This is a genomic window from Nitrospirota bacterium (assembly GCA_016212215.1).
Lineage (GTDB): Bacteria > Nitrospirota > 9FT-COMBO-42-15 > HDB-SIOI813 > HDB-SIOI813 > JACRGV01.
Genome location: JACRGV010000089.1, coordinates 44495 through 62803, shown reverse-complemented (window position 1 = coordinate 62803; position 18309 = coordinate 44495). Strand labels below are relative to the sequence as shown.

At 42.3% G+C, this 18309-nt stretch carries 19 protein-coding genes; 3 read left to right on the top strand and 16 right to left on the bottom strand.

What is annotated here, in order from left to right; translation table 11 throughout:
* Positions 1-25 precede the first annotated feature (25 nt).
* From HZA08_08335 to HZA08_08325, 3 genes are all read right to left on the bottom strand, one after another.
* The gene (locus HZA08_08335) at positions 26-1126 is read right to left on the bottom strand and encodes a DegT/DnrJ/EryC1/StrS family aminotransferase (GenBank protein ID MBI5193431.1); all 1101 of its coding nucleotides are present in this window, start codon (positions 1124-1126) and stop codon (positions 26-28) included.
* 284 nt (positions 1127-1410) lie between these two features.
* Positions 1411-1608 (bottom strand): CooT family nickel-binding protein, encoded by a 198-nt coding sequence (locus tag HZA08_08330; protein ID MBI5193430.1) that lies wholly within the window; start codon positions 1606-1608, stop codon positions 1411-1413.
* Positions 1609-1890: 282 nt separating this feature from the next.
* Complete coding sequence (locus HZA08_08325; protein MBI5193429.1) at positions 1891-2310, bottom strand: DUF3842 family protein; 420 nt, start codon at positions 2308-2310, stop codon at positions 1891-1893.
* Between the two features lie 53 nt (positions 2311-2363).
* Here HZA08_08325 and HZA08_08320 point away from each other — a divergent pair, with 53 nt between their 5' ends.
* Entirely contained in the window at positions 2364-2690 is a 327-nt protein-coding gene (locus HZA08_08320) for a DMT family protein (GenBank protein ID MBI5193428.1), read from the top strand.
* Positions 2691-2732: 42 nt separating this feature from the next.
* The gene (locus HZA08_08315; GenBank protein ID MBI5193427.1) at positions 2733-3215 is read left to right on the top strand and encodes a hypothetical protein; all 483 of its coding nucleotides are present in this window, start codon (positions 2733-2735) and stop codon (positions 3213-3215) included.
* Here HZA08_08315 and HZA08_08310 read toward each other — a convergent pair.
* The 12 genes from HZA08_08310 to HZA08_08255 form a co-directional block, all read right to left on the bottom strand.
* Positions 3212-3721, bottom strand: a complete 510-nt coding sequence (locus HZA08_08310; protein MBI5193426.1) for a purine-binding chemotaxis protein CheW — start codon at positions 3719-3721, stop codon at positions 3212-3214. The two genes, HZA08_08315 and HZA08_08310, sit on opposite strands and share 4 nt — an antisense overlap.
* A 343-nt stretch (positions 3722-4064) precedes the next feature.
* Complete coding sequence (locus tag HZA08_08305) at positions 4065-5003, bottom strand: diguanylate cyclase (protein ID MBI5193425.1); 939 nt, start codon at positions 5001-5003, stop codon at positions 4065-4067.
* Positions 5004-5053: 50 nt separating this feature from the next.
* Positions 5054-7087 carry a chemotaxis protein CheA gene (locus HZA08_08300; protein MBI5193424.1) on the bottom strand — a complete coding sequence of 678 codons (2034 nt, stop codon included), beginning with the start codon at positions 7085-7087 and terminating at the stop codon, positions 5054-5056.
* A 115-nt stretch (positions 7088-7202) separates the two neighbouring features.
* A complete protein-coding gene (gene purS, locus HZA08_08295) occupies positions 7203-7421 on the bottom strand; it encodes a phosphoribosylformylglycinamidine synthase subunit PurS (GenBank protein ID MBI5193423.1) in 219 nt (72 codons plus the stop codon).
* 35 nt (positions 7422-7456) lie between these two features.
* On the bottom strand, positions 7457-8752 hold the full coding sequence (locus HZA08_08290; protein ID MBI5193422.1) for an adenylosuccinate lyase: 1296 nt from the start codon (positions 8750-8752) through the stop codon (positions 7457-7459).
* 363 nt (positions 8753-9115) lie between these two features.
* Entirely contained in the window at positions 9116-9538 is a 423-nt protein-coding gene (nusB, locus tag HZA08_08285) for a transcription antitermination factor NusB (protein MBI5193421.1), read from the bottom strand.
* Between the two features lie 235 nt (positions 9539-9773).
* Positions 9774-10241, bottom strand: a complete 468-nt coding sequence (locus HZA08_08280; protein MBI5193420.1) for a 6,7-dimethyl-8-ribityllumazine synthase — start codon at positions 10239-10241, stop codon at positions 9774-9776.
* A gap of 529 nt (positions 10242-10770) precedes the next feature.
* Positions 10771-11973 carry a 3,4-dihydroxy-2-butanone-4-phosphate synthase gene (gene ribB, locus HZA08_08275; protein MBI5193419.1) on the bottom strand — a complete coding sequence of 401 codons (1203 nt, stop codon included), beginning with the start codon at positions 11971-11973 and terminating at the stop codon, positions 10771-10773.
* Positions 11970-12614, bottom strand: coding sequence for a serine O-acetyltransferase (gene cysE, locus HZA08_08270; GenBank protein MBI5193418.1), 645 nt, complete (start codon positions 12612-12614; stop codon positions 11970-11972). The genes ribB and cysE overlap by 4 nt, the downstream gene beginning before the upstream one ends.
* Positions 12614-13105: a 2-C-methyl-D-erythritol 2,4-cyclodiphosphate synthase gene (locus tag HZA08_08265; protein ID MBI5193417.1), complete on the bottom strand. Its 492-nt coding sequence runs from the start codon at positions 13103-13105 to the stop codon at positions 12614-12616. Before HZA08_08265 ends, cysE begins: the two co-directional genes overlap by 1 nt.
* A 202-nt stretch (positions 13106-13307) precedes the next feature.
* Entirely contained in the window at positions 13308-14003 is a 696-nt protein-coding gene (gene ispD / locus HZA08_08260) for a 2-C-methyl-D-erythritol 4-phosphate cytidylyltransferase (protein MBI5193416.1), read from the bottom strand.
* A 287-nt stretch (positions 14004-14290) separates the two neighbouring features.
* Positions 14291-15802 (bottom strand): DegQ family serine endoprotease, encoded by a 1512-nt coding sequence (locus HZA08_08255; GenBank protein ID MBI5193415.1) that lies wholly within the window; start codon positions 15800-15802, stop codon positions 14291-14293.
* A gap of 205 nt (positions 15803-16007) precedes the next feature.
* On the opposite strand from HZA08_08255, the gene bioA reads away from it, so the two are divergent.
* Positions 16008-17399 carry an adenosylmethionine--8-amino-7-oxononanoate transaminase gene (gene bioA / locus HZA08_08250; protein MBI5193414.1) on the top strand — a complete coding sequence of 464 codons (1392 nt, stop codon included), beginning with the start codon at positions 16008-16010 and terminating at the stop codon, positions 17397-17399.
* Between the two features lie 195 nt (positions 17400-17594).
* On the opposite strand, the gene HZA08_08245 is transcribed toward bioA, so the two are convergent.
* Complete coding sequence (locus HZA08_08245; GenBank protein ID MBI5193413.1) at positions 17595-18308, bottom strand: M48 family metallopeptidase; 714 nt, start codon at positions 18306-18308, stop codon at positions 17595-17597.
* Between the last annotated feature and the right edge of the window lies 1 nt (position 18309).

Sequence of the window (18309 nt, the reverse complement as noted above, 5' to 3'; positions counted from 1 at the left end):
TGTCTTACTTCTAACAGTTTACTCCTTACTTCTTAAAAAACTCCCGCACCTTCCCAATCACATAATCCTGTTCCTCATTTGTAATAAACGGGAACATTGGAAGCGACAATATCTCTGAAGAAACCTTTTCACTTACAGGAAAATCACCCTCTTTGTATCCAAGATAGTTGAATGCCTCTTGGAAATGTAAGGGTATAGGATAATGGATTGCAGTAGGTATGCCGTTATCATTCAGGTATTTACTCAGGTCATCCCGCCTGTCTGTTCTGATTGAATACTGGGCATAAACAGATGAATTATAATTTTCTACATAAGGGGTAATAACAACATCTCTAAGTCCTTCATTATAATAAAAAGCCTTTATCTCACGGAGTTTTACCTCTTCCTCAAAATGCCTGAACTTTGCAAGCAGTACTGCCGCCTGAATAGCATCAAGCCTGCCGTTAATCCCGATGTATTTATGTTTGTATCTCTTCTCCTGCCCGTGGTCACGAAGACTCTTCATTATGCCGGCCTTCTCTTCATTATCAGTAAATATCATCCCGCCGTCACCATAACATCCAAGCGGTTTTGAAGGAAAAAAGGAGGTAACGCCGATATCCCTGAAACCGCATGACCTCTTTCCCTTGTATATGCTGCCGAATGACTGGCACCCGTCTTCAACAACAAAAATGCCATGCCTGTCTGCAATAGCATTGATTGCATCCATTTCAGCAGCCTGCCCGTATAAACTTACCGGAATAGTCCCTTTTGTATTTTTATTAATCTTTTCTTCGATAAGCAGCGGATTTATATTATAGGTCTTTTCATCTATATCAACGAATACAGGCTTTGCACCAAGTAATGCTATAACCTCTGCTGTAGCAATAAATGTAAAAGGCGGACATAATATCTCATCCCCGCTCTTAACACCATAAGCCAGGAGTGCAAGTAGAAGTGCATCAGTACCGGAGCTTACACTTATCCCGAATCTCACACCCACATATTCCGCAAGTGTCTGTTCAAGTTCACTTACCTTAGGCCCCATAATGAACTGCGTACTGTTAACAACCTCCGCAATCCCCTGATCAATCTCTGATTTATATTTTGTGTACTGTTGTTTAAGGTCAATAAAATTTAGTTTCACTCGAAAATCCCTTCCGGCGGGGTAAGAAAACCCCGCCTATCCATATCAACGAGGATAGGCGGGACATTCTTGTCCCGCCCCCCCCCCCTCCCGCCAAGTGAGGGGAAATAAATATTGCATACTCTCTTACATATGGCTTAACTCAATATCAATCTTAGTCTTAATCTTATCTTGCTTCTTACTTCTAACTTCTTACCTCTACTTACTGCTACCTAACTAAAAAAGGCTATAGAAGTACCACCCCTTCTACAGCCTCTAATCCTTCGAGAAAAACCATCTCCGCCTTATCCCTCTGTCTTCTCAATAACAATCTTATGCTCAACAAGCCGGATCCTTTTAATCTGTGCAGTTATTACCCTTTGCACACCTTCAAGATTTCTCATGTATATCTTGCCGCCTTCCTGAGGCTCTAAGATATCCACACTGTCCAGAAAAAGTTCTTCCTTATCACCCTTGAGTATATAAACACTTGCTTCACACATAGCAGTTAATCTCCCTGTTAATTATTTTTATCTGCTTTTAAACCCCATACCCACCCCACCCCCAATTACTACTGCGGGGGCAGGCTCTAACCCTCCCCCATTCAGTGTCGGGGAGGGAATTAACTTAGCCACCTCTCCCTCAGGGAGAGCTGCAATTAAATTCCTTCCAAATCCCTCCCCCCTCTTTTGCGGGGGGAGGCAGGAGGGGGGATCAGGGTGAGGGTGGGGTTATCATTGCCATTTGTGACCGCCCAGCTCATGGACATTTCAATGCAGGATAGATTAAAACATTCTCTTTATCCTGTCAATCAGTTTATCTATTATATGCGGAAAAGGCTCAGGGGTCACACCGATTAATTCTATGCCGGTTTGTGGGAGAGGGATAAGCAGCTTGCGTGCATTACTGCTGGATATTGCCTCTGCCATTGCCGGGGTAAGTTCACCGAGCATAGAATTCGGGATTATTATTGCCCATGTCCCTATAATAATGTTTACGTTCTTACTCATAAGAATAATAGAATTCTCACCTGTAGCGGCCTTATTAGCCCCTGCCTTCATCATAAGTGATGTAGCTATTGCATTCGTACCGACTGCAATAATCTCAACATTCTCAAGGGATTTTTCCGGTATACTTTTATGTATCTTCTCTATAATATGGGCGCCTATTCCTCCGCCCTGCCCGTCTATAACTGCTATTGATATGTTAGCCATAGTTCGATATAATACAAAATCCAGGAGATCAATGCAAACTTAAAATGAAAACAGTTTTCCTTCTCACCATCTCAAATATCTTCATGACATTTGCGTGGTACGGACATCTTAAATATAAAAGCTCACCCTTATGGATTGTAATCCTTATCAGTTGGCTCATCGCATTTGTTGAATACTGTTTCCAGGTGCCTGCCAACCGTATCGGTCATTCCCAGTTTTCTGCCGCTCAATTAAAAACCATTCAGGAGGTAATAACCCTAATTGTTTTCGCAATATTTTCGATATTATACCTTAAAGAAGAATTCAAGTGGAACTATGCAGCAGGGTTCTTATTGATTATAGGCGCAGTAATCTTAATATTCAAAAAATAACAATCAAACAAGCAAACAAGGCAAAAAAGGAGATTTATTTTTATGAGTATCCCTCACGTACATATAATGCTTAACCATATCCCGGTGATAGGAGTCTTATTCTGTAGTCTGTTCTTCATTATCTCTGTGATACTGAAGAATATGCAGTTCCAGCGTGTTACATCAGTTCTGTTAATACTTGCTGCATTATCTGCAATCCCTGTATTTATAACAGGAGAACCCACTGAACATGTTATAGAGGATATTCCGACTGTGTCTAAACACTATATAGAAGAGCATGAAGAATCTGCCATTGCATCACTTATTGTAATGGAGATCCTCGGCGGTCTTTCATTACTTGGGCTTATCCTTTCCAGAAAACAGGACAGGATACCAGGATACGTAAAAAATGGAATTATTATTTTCAGTATCATATCGTCAGTGCTCATTGCCTATACTGCCTATCTTGGCGGACACATCAGGCACACTGAAATCAGACCTGATTTTCAGGCTCCGGTACATGTAGATGGGGGTACGAAAGATTAGTTTTTATTTTTCAGGTAAGCAAGGAGTGTCTCTGTCTTTAAGGCCATTATAAATAAATCCTTATACTCAATTATACCTTTATAGAACTCCACTTTCTCTTTTTCAACAAATTGCGGAACAGGACTGAATTTATCTTCAGTAACATATATTACCTCCCTCACCCTATCAACAGGAAGTCCGGCAGCAAGATTTTTGTGTCCTATAATTATGATATTCTTTTTTTTACCATGTTGAGGATGAGAATCGGAATAAGGAGGGTTGTGGTATCTGCTGAAGGCGATTACAGGAATGATCGTCCCTCTTAATGATATTACTCCCTTTACATAAGGACCGGCATTCGGAACTTCCGTCGGTTCAATGTAATTAATAATCTCTCTGACATTTATTACGTCAACAGCATATACTTCATTATCAATAGTAAACCTCAGGTACTGGAGATAATGGCTATTGTCCTGATGTAATATCTTCTCAGTTATACCTTCATGCTTTCCATGAAGAAGATTCATCCGAAAATCCCCTCCGGCGGGGTAAGAAAACCCCCCCTATCCATTTCTACGAGGATAGGCGGGACTTTCTTGTCCCGCTGATTTTCATGGCCCTTTGTGAACCCCCGGCTCATGGGAGTTCATCCTAAAATCTCCATAGCTCACCCTCCCACTAACCCCCCTCCCGTCAAGGGAGGGGGGAAAAACTTTGCATCCCTCTCCCGTGGCGGGAGAGCTGCAATTCAATTCCTTCCAAATTCCTCCCCCCTCTTTTGCGGGGGGAGGCAGGAGGGGGGCACGGGTGAGGGGGCCTCATTTTCATCATCCTTTGTGAGCCGGAGGCTCATGACGGTTCATTTTTGGCTCAGACTGAGGCTACCCCTTTGAGATATGACGAAACCCTGTTTCTTCCTTCTCGTTTGGCCCTGTATAATGCATTATCAGCCATGCTGATAAGGGCATCATAACCTCCAATGGTATCATCAGGAAATGTCGCCACGCCGACGCTTACTGTTACGTGTATGTCACCGGTCAAATCCCTTAACATAGGACTCTCTTCAACAGCCTTTCTGATCCGCTCTGCAACAATATGTGCACCCAGTACTGTATTCTGGGAAAGTACAATCATAAACTCATCTCCACCGTATCTGACTGCAAAGTCATAACCCCTGAGTATTGCCTGAAGTAATCTGCCGATTTCTTTAAGGACTGCGTCTCCGCGCTGATGTCCATAGCTGTCATTCACCTCTTTAAAATAATCAACATCAAGCATTACCAGTGATAATTTCAGATTGAATCTCTCACACCGATTGTATTCCCTGACAATTGCATCATAGAGATACCTGGAATTATAAAGTCCTGTCAGATTATCCATTATGGTAACACGTTCCAGTTCATTGATCTTAGACCTTAGCTCACACTGGAGTTCTTTCATCTTCAACTGAGTCCTGACCCTTAATATCAGCTCCTGCGGATGAAAAGGTTTTGTCATATAATCCACAGCCCCGTTTTCAAGCCCCCTGATACGGTCAAACACCCCTCTGTTGGCTGAGAGCATAATCACATTTACATCCTCTAAACTCTTTTCCCTTCCCATGAATTCAAGAAGTTTAAACCCATCCATCCCCGGCATCATTACATCACAGACAACCATACTGATTTCCTTCTGTGAAAGCACCTTGATGGCACTGAATCCATTGTCTGCCTCATGATAATTATCAAACAATTGTGCCTTTTGTAAGGTATCTAAAACCTGTTTACGGATAACCGTAGAATCATCCACTATTAATATATTTTTTCCCATGCCTTAAGTATTTCGGAAATCAGGAATGAAACCTGAAATGACCGGAAAAGCTAAACCTTACATTTCTCGATTATCCCGCCTACATCAAGTACAGGTACAACACTCTTGGAATCTATCTCTGTAAATCCTGTTATCCCTGGAACAGTTCCGAGCAGTTCGTTTAACGGTTTGATCAATATCTCCCGCTGACTCTTAATTGCATCAACAACGATACCGACCCTCTTCTCTGCAAGCCCGACCACAATAACATACTGCTTTCTTTTTAAATCCACCCTTCCCCCCTTTGCTGAAGGAGGGTTATGTGGAATTTGTTCGGACTGCATGAACACAAGGGTCTCTTGAAGTCTGATAACAGGAATAAAATGTCCCCTTAAATTAAAGACCTCTTTTATACCTGTCTTCTTTACAGCATGATCCTGAAATACAAGGATTTCCGAGATATAGTTAAAAGGAATTGCATATTGCCTTCCGGAATCATTTACTATTAAGGCCCTTGCAATAAGCAGGGTTAACGGAAGTATTATGGAAAACTTAGTCCCTCTTCCAAAAGCAGACTCAACATCTATCATGCCCCCGAGGGATGCTATATTTTTTGCAACTACATCAAGTCCTATCCCTCTGCCGGAGACCTCATCTATACTTGCCCTTGTGCTGAAACCCGGACTAAATAAAAATTTCACCATCTCCGTCTCTTCAGGATTTTCACCTTCTGTAATTAATCCCCTGTTTAAGGCAACGGCACTAATTTTACTGAAGTCTATACCTGCACCGTCATCTTTTATGTCAATTATGATCCTGCTTTCCCTGTGTGAGGCAGATAACTCTATAGTACCTCTCTGCGGTTTACCTTTCCCGATACGTATTTCTTCATCTTCAATCCCATGGTCCATTGCATTTCTGATAATATGCATCAACGGATCTGCAAGCCCCTCGATCATCGCCTTATCTAACTTTGTATCGCCGCCGGATAACTTGATTTCAACATCCTTTGATAACTCACTGCAAAGTTTATTCACAATCCCTGAAACCCTTTCAAACAAATAACTAATAGGGACAAGCCTGATGTCAATAATGTCATTTCGAAGGACTGTCAGTCTCTTGTAAAGTTCCTTCGATGCCTTTGCCATTGTACGAACATTCCTGTTATTATCTGAACCATTCTTTACCTCTTTAATTAATTGAGACATGGTATCGTTTAATAAAAATATCTCACCTACAGTGTTTAAAAGGACATCAAGCCTTTCAATGCCGACCCTGACCGTCTTTGTAATGCTTTTTGCCGATGCCCCCTTATTCTTATCTTCCTCTATAGTCACATTACTATGGGGAATATTGTATGATTCAATCTCTTCAATGTTAGTTAAATAATCTTTTACAATCTCATTTACCATTTCTGTTGTTCTTATCTCTTTAGAAGAAAAGATAATATTGAACGATATTAAATCATTACCTGAAAAACCTGATACAGGGATTAATGCTATTATCTCACCGGATTTCTTCATGGTTTCACGGAGTCTATCAATCTCAGTATCAATAGTATTAACAGGGAAACCGGCCTTGATCCTGTAAAGAAATTCTCCATCCCTTATCTTGTTCTCAAGAAGCGTTAACTCATAATCATTTAATCCATTCAGCATCTCGGTGCTCAGATAATCTGCCGGAGTAACTGAACCATTCTCACATCCCCCTTCAACATTCTCAAACAGGTCAATCTTTTCCATTATGGAATTTATATCTATATTTTCTACACCTTTTTCATTTATGCAGGTCAATAGCCTGACAAGGACATCAATCCCCTCAAAAAGTGTGTCGAGTAATCTGCCGGACAGCATTATCCTCCCCATCCTGAGGTCATCCAGCATATCCTCAAGCCTGTGACTTAATCTGGTCAGGTTGCTAAATCCGAAAGTTGAAGAGATCCCTTTCAAGGTATGCATACTGCGAAAGATGTCATTGATTAATTCTTGGTCAGGATATTTTGATGATAGTGCGGATGATTGCATACGGAGGAGATTGTTGCTGATAGACTGGACAATATCTTCTGATTCAACAAGGAATTCGTGGAATTTTCTTTTTTCAGGCATGAGGTTTATAAACAAAAGGGTTCAAGGGGTCCAGTGGTCAAGGGGAAAGGGTCCATGAGTAAAAGTTTTTCACTCGACCCCTTGTCCCCTCGAATCCTTGAACCCTATATTTGCCTTATTTCACGACCTCATATCGGAAATCTTCAATGATGGGATTAGCGAGGAGTTTACTGCACATCTCCTTAACCTTTGCATCAAGTTCTTGCTCAGGTGTGTCTTCAATATTCAATTCTATATACTTGCCGATTCTGACATCTTCAACTGTACTATATCCCAATGTGTGCAGGGATTGCAGCACTGCCTTACCCTGCGGGTCTAATATTCCATCTCTCATAGTAATATATATTTTCACAAGCACGTAAAACCCCCCTAATTTTCAAATACCCTTTTAAAGATATATTCGACGTTTTTCAGATGATAGGAAATATCAAAGCACTTTTTTATTTCTTCATCATTTAAGAAGTTATTTACATCAGGATCTTTCATCAGCAGTTTCTGAAAATCCTCACCGCTTTTCCACGACTCCATTGCATTACGTTGTACCAGACGGTATGCCTTGTCCCTGTCAGGGGTTTTTCCCACCAGCTCCAAAAGTACCCTCTGGGAAAATATAAGCCCGCCTGTAAGATTAAGATTCCTCAGCATATTGTCAGGATAGACAACAAGATTTTCAATAATATTTATAAACCTGTTCAGCATATAATCAAGCAGGATTGTGCTGTCCGGAAGTATAACACGTTCAACCGACGAATGGCTTATGTCACGCTCATGCCATAAGGCTATATTCTCCAGCGCTGCCATCGAGTTGGAACGGATTAGACGGCTGAGTCCTGTGATGTTTTCAGAACCGACAGGGTTACGCTTGTGGGGCATAGCTGAAGAGCCTTTCTGTCCTGATGTAAAAGGTTCTTCTGCCTCCAACACCTCAGTCCTTTGAAGGTGTCTTATTTCAACTGCAAACTTCTCAAGTGTCCCTGCAATTAATGACAATGCACACATAAATTCAGCATGCCTGTCCCTTTGAATTATCTGGGTTGACACAGGGTCCGGAGTTAAACCGAGTTTAGAGCAGACATACTCCTCAACATAAGGAGAGATATTGGCAAAGGTTCCTACTGCACCGGATAGCTTTCCATAACTGATCGCTTCCTTCGCCCTCTCAAGGCGGGATATATTTCTTTTGATGTCTTCATACCACAAAGCCATTTTGAGCCCAAATGTAATAGGCTCTGCATGTATACCATGAGACCTGCCCATCATCACTGTATCTTTATAAAGAATTGCCTTATCTTTCAGGATTCCTTTCAGTTTAGTCAGGTCATCAAGTATAATATTTGCGGCATCAATAAGCTGAAGCGATAGACCGGTATCAAGGACATCAGAGGATGTAAGCCCCTTATGCATGTACTTTCCCTCTTCCCCGATGTTCTCTGATACTGCGGTCAGAAAGGCTATTACATCATGCTTTACCTCATTCTCTATCTCATTCACCCTGTTTGAATCAAAAGATGCCTTCTCTTTTATAACCTTTACAGCCTCTTTTGGGATCTCCCCCAATTCAGCAAGCGCCTCACATGCCAGTATCTCAATAGCAAGCCACTTACTATACTTATTCTCCTGCTCCCAAACCTTTTGCATCCCAGGTAAAGAATACCGATCTATCATTACAAGTTCCCTTTCATCCGAAAATCAACCCCATCCCCACCCTACCCCTCCCCTTGAAGGGGAGGGAATCAACATAGCCCCCTCTCCCTCAGGGAGAGGGTTAGGGTGAGGGTGGGGTTTTCATTGCCCTTTGTGAACCCTGGTTCATGTGGGTTCATCCGTAAATCCTTCCGGCGGGGTTAGAAAACCCCGCCTATACAGCTTTATATTTAACGATATGCGGGACATTCTTGTCCCGCTCATTTTCATCATCCTTTGTGAACCGGAGGCTCATGAGGCTTATCCTATTTTCTTTCTTACTTCTTGCCTCTTGCTTCTATCTTTCTTACTTCTTGCCTCTTACATCTAACTTCTGTTTACTGCTTACAGCTTACTGCTAACTTTATCTTTATTATCCCTTACAATCCTGTCAAGGATGCCGTTTATAAAAGAGCCGGACTCTTCTCCGCCGAACTTTTTGGCAATCTCTATTGCCTCATTAATTGTAACCTTTACAGGGATTTCCTGAATGTTTAAAAATTCATAAGCTGCTATGCGCATGATATTTCTATCCACTACTGCCATCCTGTCTATACTCCAGTTCTCGGCTGACCTATTTATCATTTCATCTATTGAAGTTTCACCTTTAATAACACCCTCTACGATATTACCGGCAAACTCTTTTATGTCATCCGGTACATCTTTATTACTCCAGAACTCATCTATCAGATGTTCGAACTCATGACTAACGTCATACTGATACAACATCTGCAGAGCAAACTCCCTTGCCTTTCGCCTGTAACCCATATTTTTTACTTACCCTCTGCTTTACCCGAAAATGCTCCATAGCTCACCCTCCCCCTAACCCCCTCCCGTCAAGGGAGGGGGAATAAAACCATGTACCCTCTCCCCTGGCGGGAGAGCTGCAATTAAATTCCTACCAAATTCCTCCCCCCTCCTTTGCGGGGGGGAGGCAGGAGGGGGGCATGGTGAGGTGGCCTTAATTTTCATCATCCTTTGTGAGCCGAAGGATCATGACTGTTTACCCCAACAGTTTATATAGATTCGCCATTTCAACTGCATGGACAGCCGCATCCCAGCCTTTGTTCCTGTTCTTTGAGCCTGCCCTTTCAATGGCCTGGTCTACTGTATCAGTTGTTAAGACACCGTATATCACAGGTATTCCTGAGTCAAGGCTTATCCCTGCAATCCCTTTTGTAACTTCTGCTGCAATGTAATCAAAATGAGGTGTCGCCCCTCTGATGACTGCGCCAAGACATACAACTGCATCATACTTATTTGATTCAGCCATCTTCTTTGCAACCATTGGTATTTCAAAAGACCCGGGAACTTTTGCTATTGTTATATTCCCATCTTCTACAGCGCACTGTTTGAATGCCTCCAATGCACCTGCCAACAGCCTGTTAGTTATAAAATCATTGAACTTACTTACCACTACCCCAACTTTGAGACCTGTCCCAATAATATTCCCTTCAATAGGCTCCGGCATAATTACCCCCTTTATTCATCCGAAAATGACCCCAAGTAAGCAGTAAGCGGTAAGCAGTTAGCAGATAAAGACTGCCTTTCCTGTTTACTGCTCACTGCTTACTATTTTCATTTCCCTTTGTGAGCTCCCCGCTCATGACGGTTCATCCGAAAATCACCTCCGGCGGGGTTGGAAAACCCCGCCTATCCCTTTTAACGAGGATAGGCGGGACTTTCTTGTCCCGCTGATTTTCATGGCCCTTTGTGAACCCTGGTTCATGTGGGTTCATCCGAAAATCCCTTCCGGCGGGGTAAGAAAACCCCGCCTATCCAGATATAGATCAAGGATAGGTGGGACATTCTTGTCCCACTCATTTTCATCCCCCTTTGTGAGCGCCCCGCTCATGAAAGTTCATCCGAAAATGACCCCAAGTAAGCAGTAAGCGGTAAGCAGTTAGCAGATAAAGACTGCCTTTCCTGTTTACTGCTCACTGCTTACTATTTACTATTTTCATTTCCCTTTGTGAGCACCACACTCATGAACGTTTCATTTACACACCCTGCAACAAATGGCCCTGCTTGTCTTTTTTTGTTTTTAAATAATCTATGTTATCAGCGTGGGCCTCAACCTCCACAGGAATCCGCTCAACCACATTAAGACCATATCCTTCAAGCCCTACAATCTTTCTTGGATTGTTGGTCATTAATCTGATATGCCGCACACCGAGGCTTACAAGTATCTGAGCGCCTACACCATAATCCCTTAATACCGGTTTAAAGCCTGCCGGCACATAATCAACGTGACCGGCCTCTTTTCCCTCATCCTGAAGTTTATATGCGCTGATTTTCCTGAGTAATCCTTTTCCAACATCATGATTTATGTAGAGCAGAACACCTGCGCCTTCTTTTTCTATCTTTTTCATTGCCTGATGAAGTTGTTCTCCGCAGTCACATCTCTTTGATCTGAATATATCTCCTGTAATACAACCTGAATGAACCCTGACAAGCACCTTGTCCAAATCCTTTATATCACCTTTCACAAGGGCAAGGTGATAATTATGGTCAATATCATCTTCATACACTATTACCCTGAAATCACCATATTCAGTAGGCAGGTTAGATGACTCCACCTGATGTACAAAGGACTCCCGCTGGAGCCTGTATTCAATAAGGTCTTTTACTGTTACTATCCTGAGGTCATTAGCCTTAGCAAAGTTTTTTAATTCAGGTAAACGTGACATAGTGCCGTCTTCATTCATAATCTCGCAGATAACGCCTGATGGATTCAGCCCCGCAAGTCTTGCCAGGTCAACGGAGCCCTCGGTCTGACCCGCACGTTTCAAGACCCCGCCATTCTGTGCCCTAATTGGAAAAATGTGCCCCGGTCTTGCAAGGTCGCCAGGTTTTGAATCCGTGTTTATTGCAGTCAGAATCGTAATTGCCCTGTCGGATGCCGAGATACCGGTTGTAATTCCATTCATAGCATCTATAGAAACTGTAAAGGCAGTACCAAATTGGGCAGTATTTTCCGATGACATCGGTTGAAGGGACAATTCTTCTGCACGTTCCTGTGTCACTGTGAGGCAAATAAGACCTCTGGCGAATCGTGCCATAAAGTTGATGGCATCAGGAGTAATCTTCTCCGCAGCCATAACAAGGTCCCCCTCGTTTTCACGATCCTCATCATCAACAAGGATAACCATCTTCCCCTGCTTAATGTCCTCTATTGCCTCGACAATTGTATTAAGACTCATATATCCTCTTTATCATGCTTTAAATGTTTCCTCAACTCTTTCAATTCCTTCTCCAGCCGCTCCATCTTATCTGCAACAGGGTCAGGCATGTGTACATGGTCCATCATCGCATCTTTAAGGCGCCTGCCGCCCTGTTTCACTACCCTGCCCGGAACTCCGACTACTGTTGCATCAGATGGAACAGGCTCAAGAACCACCGCATTAGCACCTATCTTGACATTATCACCAATAGTTATATTTCCTAACACCTTCGCACCCACCCCCACTACTATATTATTTCCAAGTGTCGGGTGACGCTTCCCCTTTTCCTTACCTGTACCCCCTAAAGTAACACCCTGAAAAAGGGTAACATTATTCCCGATTATGCTTGTTTCTCCAATTACAACCCCCATCCCATGATCAATAAAAAAACCTGTACCAATACTCGCACCGGGATGTATCTCTATGCCGGTTAAAAACCTTCCAATATGTGAAATAACCCTCGGCAGAACAGGAACCCCCTTAACCCATAACCAATGCGCTGCCCTGTATAATATAATTGCATGAAACCCGGGATAAGCTAACAATACTTCCAGAAAGTTAGAAGCAGCAGGGTCCCTTTCAAAAACAGCGTAGTAATCCTTCTTTATAACTTCTAACACTATTCCCCATTCTGACCATTCTTTAATGTCAGGATACAAACTGCATAAGCCGCTATCCCTTCACCTCTGCCTATAGAACCAAGCCCTTCATTTGTGGTTGCCTTTACATGAACCTGCCCTGGTTCTGCTCCAATTGCAGCAGAAATATTTTTTATCATTGTATCCCTGTATGGAGAAATCCTTGGTTCCTCAGCAAGGAGTACAGAATCAATATTAGAAACCTTATAACCCTTATTGCCGATAATCATGTTTGTCTTCCTGAGTAATTCTATACTTGATATACCTTTGATTGCAGGGTTATTATTCGGGAAATGTACCCCGATATCACCCTCCCCTGCCGCACCAAGTAGTGCATCACAAATAGCATGCAACAGCACATCCGCATCAGAATGTCCAATCAGGCTCTTCTCAAAAGGAATATAGACGCCGCCAAGAACAACCCCGTTGCCTGCACCCAGCCTGTGTATGTCATATCCAATGCCTATTCGCAATCTAAAATAACCCCATCCCCACCCTAACCCTCCCCTTGAAGGGGAGGGGATTATTTGAAATACCTAACCCTCCCAGTGAAATGGAGGGAATTTAATGTTGTTTCTTACTTCTTACATCTTGCTTCTAACGTCTTTCTTCTTGCCTCTTTCTTCTAACTTCTTGTTTCTAACTTCTTGTTTCTAACTTCAGCCTTCAGCCTTTCTACCTATTCTTCCTCGCCCTCAATATTAACTCTGCATGAATTAGATCTTCTTTTGTTGTAATCTTTATATTCTCATAAGATCCTTCAATAATCTTAACCTTCCCGCCTGTCCGCTCTACAAGTGATGCCTCATCTGTGCCAAAGAAATCATCATTGTATGCACTTATGAAGGCACTTTCAAGAACACGCTTCTTAAATGTCTGCGGTGTCTGTGCAAGCCAATATAATTCTCTCTTAGGAGTATCTTTTACCATGCCGTCTTTTGTGACCTCTTTTATTGTATCTTTTAAAGGTAACGCGGCCACAACACCATCAAAATACATTGCTGATTTAACAGTTTCACTTATCAATGCAGGAGAAACAAACGGCCTGACACCATCATGCACTACAACAATATCAGTATCCGCATCCAGTTCTTTTATTGCATGATACACTGAATCCTGTCTCCTCTCCCCTCCGATTACTACCTTCAAGACCTTCTTATATCCATACTTTTCCACAACCTCCCTGATGCAAAACTCCTCTTCTCCTGACCTTACAACGATAAAAACATGGTTTACCAGTGGGCAGCTCTCAAACGCATCAATCGTATAAGCAAGGATGGGCCTGCCTTCAAGACGCAGGAAATGTTTAGGCGTCTCCATCCCCATCCGCTTCCCTTTACCCGCAGAAGTTATAATGGCCGTTACTTTCATCTTGGAAACCCCATCCCCACCCTAACCCTCCCCTTGAAGGGGAGGGAATATAATTTTGAACCCTCCCCCCTCAATGGGGAGGGAATATAATTTTTGATTCTCTCCCCTTCAAGGGGAGAGAATCAACATAGCCCCCTCTCCCTCAGGGAGAGGGAATATTCTATGTACCCTCTCCCCCAGCGGAAGGTCCGGGTGAGTGGGCCTTATTTGTCTTACATCTTACATCTTACATCTTACGTCTTACTTCTAACTTCTTCTTTCTATTCACTATTCACTATTCACTGTCTTTAAGGTGATATCGTAATAAACAATGTCATCCCCTCACGGTATACAAGTATAAGCGCTCCTTCGCCTTTTTTTATCTCTCCCACTGCCTTGTTGAAATCCTTTGTATTCTTTGTCTGTTTTTTATTAATCTCCATAATCACATCTCCTGCCTTCAATCCATACTCCTGAGCAGGAGAGTCTGAATCAATAGCCGATATAATAACCCCCTTGACCTTATCCGGTATATCAAGCCTGTCGCGGTATTCAGGTGTAATGTTCTGGACACTTACACCTTTAAATATCCCTACAGCATCCTCTTCCTCACTTCTTCCTTCTTTTGTACCATCTGCCGGAAGTTCACCTATTGTTACCTTCAATACCTTTTCATGCCCCTCTCTGGAGACTTTTATTTCAACCACCTTACCTACGGCAGTCTGTGCTACCATATTTCTGAAATGACCTGTATTCTCAATCTCTTTTCCATTGTATTGTATAACAACATCACCACGTTCAAAACCTGCCTTCTCTGCCGGACTGCCGTCCATCACATCGCTTACCAATGCACCTTGATTTGTAGTTAACTTAAACTGTTTGGCAAGCTCAGGCGTAATATCCTGAATATAAACTCCCAGCCAGCCGCGTGTGACCTTACCCACTTTCACAAGACTATCCATAACAGATTTAACCATATTGCTTGGTACGGCAAATCCAATCCCCATATACCCGCCGCTTCTCGAAAATATAGCTGTGTTAATTCCAATAAGTTCACCCCTTATATTAACAAGCGCCCCGCCGGAATTTCCAGGATTTATAGCCGCATCAGTCTGAATGAAATCTTCATAATCAGCAATACCTACGTTGGCCCTGCCTTTTGCACTGATAATTCCGCTTGTAACTGTCTGGTTTAAACCGAAAGGATTACCGATGGCAAGGACAAACTCTCCCACTTCAAGACTGTCTGAATCCCCCCATGTAACTGCAGGAAGGTCACCGGCCTTTATCTTTATCACTGCAATATCCGTCTTGGGGTCTGCCCCGACAACCTTTCCTGTAAACTCCCTTTTATCGGATAAAACAACCTTTATCTCATCTGCCCCTGATACAACATGATTATTTGTAACAATATAACCATCCTCAGAAACAATCACGCCTGAACCGAGTGCCTGCTCTTTATGTCTCCTTGGCGATTCATGGGGTGACTCATGGTCCCTGAAAAATTCATCTCCAAAGAACCGTCTGAAAAATGGATCCTGGAAAAATGGGTTAAGCGGATTCCCTTCAACACCCTTTGTTGTCTTTGTGGTGGAGATATTTACAACTGCAGGGACAACCCTCTTTGATATTTCAACAAATGCCTTCTCAGTGGCCTCAAGATGTTCAGTTACTTTAGGGGAAATGGGTTCCAGCTTTGCCTGCCCTAAAGAAATCCAGCCGAAATTAGCAGAAATTACTACCCCGATAATCACCCCAATGGAAACAAGAACAGCGCCTGCTATCAGTTTTTTTCTTGAGACCTTTTGAAAATCAAACATAAATACATTCCTCCCCTTTATATCTGAAAGTTATTTTAATAACAACAACATTATATTATTTTTAATCCGAATTTGTAAAGTAAACCTTCTTACATTTTACTTCTTTTCACTATTCACCATTCACTATTCACCATTCACTGCTTTCCGCTCACCTATTACCTATTTTATTGACATGCATCATAAAATAATATAACTATAACGGGCAATGAATAAAAAAACACACATTTTAGCAGACAAAGACAGGGAATACTTATGGCACCCGTTTACCCAGATGAAGGACTGGGTAACAGAATCTCCGGTAATTATAGAGAGCGGCAATGGAGTATATCTTACAGATACAAATAAAAAAAGATACATAGACGGCACATCATCAATTTGGCTTAATATTCATGGCCATAGAAAGAAGTATATTGATAATGCGATTAAAAAACAATTAAATAAGATCGCTCACAGCACCCTGCTTGGACTGTCAAATATCCCTTCTATCGAGCTTGCAGAAAAGCTGATAACACTCACCCATAAATCCGGGTTCGCCTTAGATAAGGTATTCTATTCTGACAATGGGTCAACAGCAGTTGAGGTTGGCCTCAAGATGGCTTTTCAATACTGGCAAATGAGAGGAGGCAGATACAGGAAAAAGACAAAATTCCTGACTCTGGAAAACTCATATCATGGTGATACTATCGGTTCTGTCAGCCTTGGCGGCATTGACCTGTTTCATAAAATATATAAGCCGCTTTTATTTGAGGGATATAAGGCCCCTTCGCCTTATTGCTACAGATGCCCGATAGATAATACATACCCGGAATGTGAACTTGAATGTGCCGTTAAGATGGAAGAGATGCTAAGTGCTCATCATAAAGAGATTGCAGCAGTTGTTATTGAACCCATTATTCAGGCCGCCGCCGGTATGGTCATATCACCGCATGGTTATCTCAGCAAGGTTCGGGAACTATGCACAAAGTACAATGTCCTCCTGATTGCTGATGAGGTTGCCACAGGCTTCGGCCGCACAGGACGCATGTTCGCATGTGAACATGAGGATGTTAGCCCCGACATAATGGCAATAGCGAAAGGGATTACAGGCGGATATATGCCGCTCGCTGCAACACTTGTGAGGCAGGAGGTTTATGATAGATTCCTTGGTGAATACAAAGAATTCAAGACTTTTTTTCACGGCCACAGCTACACAGGCAACCAGTTAGGATGTTCCGCTGCCATTGCAAACCTTGAGATATTTGAGAAAGAAGACGTACTGAACAAAATACAACCCAAAATTAAACTTCTCGGAAAGTTATTATCCATATTAAAAACACACCCTCATGTTGGAGAAATACGCCAGAAAGGTTTAATAGCAGGCATCGAACTCGTCAAAGACAAAAATAAAAAGACACCATACCCCCTCGAACAAAAGGCAGGAATAAGAGTCTGTATAGAAGCCCGCAGGATGGGCCTTCTCCTGAGACCCATCGGCAATATCATCATCCTCATGCCGCCTCTCAGTATAAATAACAACCAAATAAAGAAGATGGTGACGATTACTGCTGAGGCAATAAAAACAATTACAGAAAAGGGTAATGACAACTTTTACTACTGAACAGGTAACTATTCAGCGTAAAGCAGATATTTTTGAGAAAAAACTAGATTTTTCATTATAAATATGGCACAATGTTCTCGATAACAATTGAGAACATTAAAATAGAAGAAGCAATTGAGCGTGTACAGCCAAATTTCGCTGAATAGTTACATCCGATGTCGTTATTCAAACGCAAAAAAGTTTTTTGAAAACACCTCAATACCCCCAATCCTCATGCCGTAAGGGCCCTTTATTCAGTTCCTCTTTATAAAATCTCCATCCCGGAAAAAACTTGTCCATGTATGCCTTAAACCTGTCATTGTGCAGACGCACGAACAGATGCACCATCTCATGTACCACAACGTATTCAATACATTCTACCGGTTTCTTTGCCAATTCTAAGTTTAACCATATCCGTTTTGCAGTCCTGTTACAGGTGCCCCATTTGGTCTTCATTTTTTTAATGAAAAACTCAGCCACATGCACCTTCATAATCTTTTCATGCTTTGCAATAAGTTCGGGTATCAGGTCCTTCAATCTCTGACGGTACCATTCATCTAATATCGCCTCTCTCTTTTCCATACCCGTATCCGGCCTGACATACATCTCAATAAATTCATGCTGTAATTCCACCTTGTGAAGGGTCTTATGTTCCGTGACTCTTAACAGGTACCGTTTACCCATGTAGTAATGGCTTTCCCTGTTAATAAATTCCCTCGGCGTTTCCCTCTCCTGGCTCTTAATCCTGTTTTGATGTTTTCTTATCCAGTGCAATTTTGATATGACAAATGTCCTGATGGTATCCATATCCATCCGTAAGGGTGCAGAAATTCTCACCCTTCCATCAGGGGGATGAACGCTCAGGTGCATATTCCTTATGCCTTTCTTCACAACATCCACACTTATATCTTCAAGTATTATCTTTTGCATA